General features: G+C 29.5%; 4 protein-coding genes. 3 read left to right on the forward strand and 1 reads right to left on the reverse strand.

The window, feature by feature from the left end; genetic code table 11:
• Positions 1 to 168: 168 nt before the first annotated feature.
• Positions 169 to 576 (reverse strand): thiol-disulfide oxidoreductase DCC family protein, encoded by a 408-nt coding sequence (locus QM495_RS00400; protein ID WP_408670125.1) that lies wholly within the window; start codon positions 574 to 576, stop codon positions 169 to 171.
• A gap of 99 nt (positions 577 to 675) precedes the next feature.
• Between QM495_RS00400 and QM495_RS00405 the strand changes: the two genes are divergently transcribed.
• From QM495_RS00405 to QM495_RS00415, 3 genes are all read left to right on the forward strand, one after another.
• Positions 676 to 1368, forward strand: a complete 693-nt coding sequence (locus QM495_RS00405) for an ABC transporter ATP-binding protein (RefSeq protein WP_408670126.1) — start codon at positions 676 to 678, stop codon at positions 1366 to 1368.
• 2 nt (positions 1369 to 1370) lie between these two features.
• Positions 1371 to 2603, forward strand: a complete 1233-nt coding sequence (locus tag QM495_RS00410) for an ABC transporter permease (RefSeq protein WP_408670127.1) — start codon at positions 1371 to 1373, stop codon at positions 2601 to 2603.
• A 2-nt stretch (positions 2604 to 2605) separates the two neighbouring features.
• Positions 2606 to 3595, forward strand: a 990-nt coding sequence (locus tag QM495_RS00415) for an ABC transporter permease (RefSeq protein ID WP_408670128.1), incomplete at its 3' end; no start/stop codon positions are given.

Here is a 3595-nt window from a genome sequence, read left to right on the forward strand (position 1 = left end):
TACAGTAAACGTAACAGGTGATGCTTCTGTAGCTATGTTAGTTGCAAAATCGTTAGGAAAGCTACACAAACCTAAAGTGAAAGATTGGGATGATAATTACCCTAAAAAATAAAATTTTAAAAAATAGGAGTTACAAACTCCTATTTTTTTTTGAATTAAACTTTAGGTTTACAAAAACCTACATTTAATTTCAGGAGAAGGGATCATACAATGTTCCTTTTTTCCAAACCATTTATAACGATTTTTTGCTATTAAATTATAAATCCAATCTCTAATAAATTTTGGAGTAATTATAAATGCATAAAGTACTTTATAACCCCCATTTAAATATTTGGCAATTCTTAATGCTGCAGTAGATTTTTCGTAGATAGTTCCATTTTCAATCAATACTATTGAATTTAAATTCAAATTTTTTGAAGGTAAGTGTAACAAAATTTCTTTTGCGGCGTCTGATTGAAGTGAGGCAAATAAAAAATGCTTTTTATCGTCATTTTTAATAATAAAATTGATAGAGGAATTGCAAAGATTGCAAATACCATCAAAAAGTATAATTGATTTGCCATTAAAATTGTTCACGAAACAAAGTTACATTTTATTACTAGAATCTTCTTTTAACAAAATATTAATAACAACTTTCAAGAGCAATTCATAATTTCGTTTAAAACAACAAACTAAATGATTAAGATTGAAAAACTTCATAAATCTTATCCAATCGGAAAAGATGCTCTCCATGTATTAAAGGGGTTAGATTTACATATTAAAGAAGGCGAATTTGTATCAATAATGGGGTCTTCAGGTTCAGGAAAATCAACATTATTAAATATTGTAGGTTTATTAGATAATTATGATGAGGGTAACTATTATTTAAATGGACAATTAATGAAAAATTTAGATGAGAAAAAAGCAGCAATTCTAAGAAATAAATTTTTAGGCTTTGTATTTCAATCATTTAATTTAATTACATATAAAACAGCTATAGAAAATGTTGCACTTCCATTGTACTATCAAGGTATAGGAAGAAAAGAACGTCAAAAAATAGCCTTACAATATTTAGAAAAAGTAGGTTTAAAAGATAGGGCTAATCATTTGCCAAGTGAACTTTCAGGTGGGGAAAAACAGCGTGTAGCAATTGCTCGCGCTCTGGTTACCAATCCAAAAGTTGTATTAGCTGATGAACCTACAGGAGCGTTAGATTCAAGCACTTCACATTCGGTTATGGAGTTGTTGAAAGAAATTAATAGAGAGGGAATGACCGTATTTGTTATTACTCACGAAGAGGATATTGCTGCTGAAACAGATAGAATTGTTCGTTTACGTGATGGAGTGATTATTAGTGATGAAAAAGTTAACAAAAATGTAAACGCTTAATTATGTTCGATTTAGATCGCTGGCGAGAGATTTTTCAAACAATTGGTAAAAATAAACTAAGAACGGCACTTTCTGGTTTTACAATAGCGTTTGCTATTTTACTTTTTACACTTTTATTTGGTGTTGGAAATGGGTTGAAGCATACATTTGAAAAGCAATTTGCAAGTGATGCTATAAACTCTGTATATATAAGATCTGGGAAAACTACAAAACCTTATAAAGGTCTGCAAAGCGGTAGGAAAATTCAATTTAGGAATGATGATTCTAAATTTATGAATGATAAATTTGAAGATGAAATTGAGTTTTTCAGTCCTAATATTCAACGTTTTAATGTTCAAGCAATTTACAAAGGTGAACAAAATAGATATACGATTAGAGGAGTTTATCCAGATTATCAACCTTTAGAATCTGCTATAGTTCAAGATGGGAGATTCCTAACCTATTTAGATTTAAAAAGGAGAGCAAAAGTTGTGGCTATTGGTAGGTTAGTTGAGGAAGATTTATTTGGGCAATTAAGTGCTCTTGGGAAAAACATCACTTTAGATGGAATTTCCTATAAAGTCGTAGGTGTATTCAATGATCCTGGAGGAGATAATGATGAACGTTTTATATATGCACCTTTTACTACAATTCAAGGAATGTATAAACCAAATGATGAAATAGATCAGTTTGGTTTAACTTTTAATCAAAATTTGAGTGTTGAAAAGGCTCTAGCATTTTCTAATTTATTAACTAAAATGTTAAAAGAAAAGCATAATGTTGATCCACGTGATCAGAGTGCTATTAGAGTTTTTAATTATGCAGAACGTACAAAAGGAACAAAAATTTTTATGGTTGGTTTAAATGTGATTATATTGTTTATTGGGATAGGAACATTAATAGCTGGCATTATTGGTATTAGTAATATCATGGTTTTTATAGTAAAAGAACGTACTAAGGAATTAGGAATAAGAAAGGCATTAGGAGCAACTCCAAAATCTATTATTGGGATGATTATGATGGAATCAATTTTTGTGACTGCCTTGGCTGGATATATTGGTCTTTTAATAGGTGTTTTGTCTTTAAAAGGTTTAGGGAAAAGTTTAGAAGAATATGGAATTTTAAACCCAAGTGTTGAAACGTATGTTATTGTTGGTGCAACTGTAGTATTGATAATAGCAGGAACAATAGCTGGTTACATACCAGCAAAAAGAGCGGCGAGAATTAAACCTATTGTAGCATTAAACGACGAATAGTTATGAAATTTTTATTTGACATAGATACTTGGCAAGAGATATTTAGCAGTATTCGTAAAAATAAGACACGTACAGGTATTACAATTATTGGTGTAATGTGGGGTATATTCTTGTTGGTAGTTTTATTAGGTGCGGCAAAAGGAATTGAAAATAAATTTAATAGTATTTTTGGCAATTTTGCTACAAATAGTGTATTTATTTGGGGGCAACAAACAAGTAAGCCTTTTAAAGGGTTTCAAGAAGGTAAACCAATTTCACTCAAATTAGGTGATGTTGAAAAAATAAAAAATGAAATTAAAGGTATTGATTTAATAGCACCTAGAAGTCAGGCAGGAGGTTTAGTTATTCGCAAATTTCTATCTGGTAGTTTTAATATTTCTGGGGATTTTCCAGTACTTAATAAAATTCAAAACAAAAATATAATATACGGTAGATTTATTAATCATAATGATATTAAAGAAAAGAAAAAAGTATGTGTTATAGAAGAAGAAGTTTATAAACAACTTTTTGAGAAAGATGAATATCCAATTGGAGAATTAATAAGTATTAATGGAATTAACTATACTGTAGTTGGTTTGTTTAAAGCAAGTGAAACTATTAGGTTAGGTGATAATATTCATATTCCATTTTCAACTTTTCAACAAGTATATAATAGAGGTGATAAAATTAGTTGGATGATTATTACTGGTAAAGCAGAAAGTGATATTGTTCAAATAGAAAAGGATGCTAAATTAATTTTAAAAAATTTACATAAAGTACATCCAAAAGATAAAAGAGCATTTGGAGGTATGAATTTAGGGAGTATGTTTGCTAAGGTTACTGAATTTTTACTGGGAATGCAATTTTTAACTTGGTTTGTAGGTATTTCGACATTAATAGCTGGTGTTTTTGCCATTGGAAATATCTTATTAATTACTGTAAAAGAGCGTACAAAAGAAATTGGAATTAGGAGAGCTTTAGGAGCAAAACCTTGGGAAATTAAACGTCAAATT

It is taken from the genome of Lutibacter sp., assembly GCF_046055765.1.
Classification (GTDB): domain Bacteria; phylum Bacteroidota; class Bacteroidia; order Flavobacteriales; family Flavobacteriaceae; genus Lutibacter.

Bases quoted from the DNA above. Each gene is read 5' to 3' on its own strand.
- QM495_RS00410 (WP_408670127.1), top strand. From the start codon at position 1,371: ATGTTCGATTTAGATCGCTGGCGAGAGATTTTTCAAACAATTGGTAAA.
- QM495_RS00405 (WP_408670126.1), top strand. From the start codon at position 676: ATGATTAAGATTGAAAAACTTCATAAATCTTATCCAATCGGAAAAGAT.